Genomic DNA, 1,805 nt, shown 5'->3' with positions numbered 1-1,805 from the left:
TAACAATAAAAAACCACTGCTCTCGCAGTGGTTTTTTTTGTTTTTATAATGCAGCAATATTTTTAAGTTTGGCGGCTTTAATAAAAGCATCGATAGTTGCAAAAATATGAGCTTTGGTATCGCTGTCGAGTTCCTGTATAGCTTTTAGTTTTTTCAGAGTATCGTTATCAATCTGCTCATACTCTCCGTCTTTTACAAGATAGTCCAGAGTTACGCCCAAAGCATCGGCAATTTTAGTCGCGACATCAATGGACGGTACATTTTCTCCACGCTCATACTTCCCGATAATATCACCAGAAGTTCCGACCATTTTACCAAGGTCGCTTTGCTTCATTTTTTTTTGTTTTCTAGCAAAAGCTAATCTGTCTGCAAAAGCCATAAATAAGTCGTTTTTATGAGTTATAAACTAAGAATAAGCAAATATAAACAACTTATAGGTTAGATAAAAATACAATAATGCTTGTGTATAAAAGTTAAATGAGTTAGATTTGTGAGGTATTTATCAGATGAAATATTTTTTTAAAATTTTATTCTATGGAAATCTCCGCAATCAAAGAACGATTAAGTTTATCCGAAGTTCTGCAACATTACAATTTACAGCCAAAAAATAATATGCTTCATTGTTTTTATCACGAAGACAAAACGGCAAGTCTTCAGGTGAATCTGGAAAAGAACTTTTACAAATGCCACGCTTGCGGAAAAACCGGAGACGTAATACAGTTTATAGAAGATTACGAGACTTCGACAGGCTCAGTCTTATCAAAACATGAAGCGATAAAAAAGGCTGAAAGCCTTTTAATAAATAACGGAAAATTAATAATTAAAAATACTAGAGGTACTGCGGAGAACCTTGGGCAGACTGATTTCTCAGGAGAAAAGTCTGCCTTTTTTTTAGAAAATATGTTTGGGTATTTTAGAAAAGCCCTCTACTGCTCCACTCCTGCAAAACAATATATAGAAAAGCGAAATCTCGACAACAGCATTTTAGAGATTGGTTACAACTCGGGTCAGTTCCATCACGGAACGAGGAAAGACTGGCAATTAATACAAAATGCTTTAGAAGCAGGTTTATTATTAGATAAAGGGCTCATCAACAACAGAACGAAGGAAAAAGCCTATCAGGTTTTTGGAAACAAATGCATTGTTTTTCCGCTGAAAAATAAAGAAAACAAAATCGTCAGCCTATATTTTAGGGCAATCGTAGAGAACAAAAACGGAAAACATTTTTACTTAAAAAACCGTTCCGGAATTTATCCCAACTATCCGAAATCAGAAACAAAAAAACTCATTCTTACAGAAGCAATTATAGATTGTGCAAGTTTACTTCAGATAAAAGAAATTATCCAAAAAGGCTGTCACACTGAGCTTGTCGAAGTGATAAGTTGCTTTGGAACCAACGGATTAAACGAAGAGATTTTACAGGCGATAAAAAACTGGTGTCATTCTGAGCAAAGCGAAGAATCTAAAGAAATTATTTTCTGTTTTGACAACGACGATGCAGGAAGAAAAGCAGTTAAGAAATATGCAGAATTACTAAAAACCAAACACCAAAAACTAAATACATCATTTGTAGAACTGCCCAATAAAGATATCAACGAAACCTTGCAACTTCATAATGAAGAAATATTTACAAAGCTTTTAGAAGAAAGAAAATTTATTTTTTCATCTGAAGAAAGCGGAATTGGTAGACGTGCTGGTCTCAAACACCAGTTCCATTACACCGAGGGTTCGAGTCCCTTCCTTTCTGCGAAAAAAAGTAAATCGGACGAAGTGAAGCTTCCCTCCAACTCCCCAAATAAATCTGC

1 protein-coding gene, 1 tRNA gene and 1 pseudogene are annotated in these 1,805 nt (G+C 34.8%); 2 read left to right on the top strand and 1 reads right to left on the bottom strand.

Annotated elements, in window-relative coordinates:
- Positions 1-43 precede the first annotated feature (43 nt).
- The gene (locus tag OH806_RS16515) at positions 44-379 is read right to left on the bottom strand and encodes a helix-turn-helix domain-containing protein (RefSeq protein ID WP_264744781.1); all 336 of its coding nucleotides are present in this window, start codon (positions 377-379) and stop codon (positions 44-46) included.
- Positions 380-534: 155 nt separating this feature from the next.
- On the opposite strand from OH806_RS16515, the pseudogene OH806_RS16510 reads away from it, so the two are divergent.
- Together OH806_RS16510 and OH806_RS16505 are read left to right on the top strand one after the other, a co-directional pair.
- Positions 535-1,593: pseudogene (locus OH806_RS16510) on the top strand (CHC2 zinc finger domain-containing protein); the annotation flags it as partial.
- Positions 1,594-1,670: 77 nt separating this feature from the next.
- Positions 1,671-1,747: transfer RNA gene (locus OH806_RS16505), tRNA-Leu, on the top strand.
- The last annotated feature ends 58 nt before the right edge of the window (positions 1,748-1,805 follow it).

This window comes from Chryseobacterium oryctis (genome assembly GCF_025971925.1).
Taxonomy (GTDB): domain Bacteria; phylum Bacteroidota; class Bacteroidia; order Flavobacteriales; family Weeksellaceae; genus Chryseobacterium; species Chryseobacterium oryctis.
The sequence above is the reverse complement of the archived record's forward strand: the minus strand, read 5'-3'. Positions and strand labels throughout refer to the sequence as shown.

Bases quoted from the DNA above. Each gene is read 5' to 3' on its own strand.
- OH806_RS16515 (WP_264744781.1), bottom strand. From the start codon at position 379: ATGGCTTTTGCAGACAGATTAGCTTTTGCTAGAAAACAAAAAAAAATG.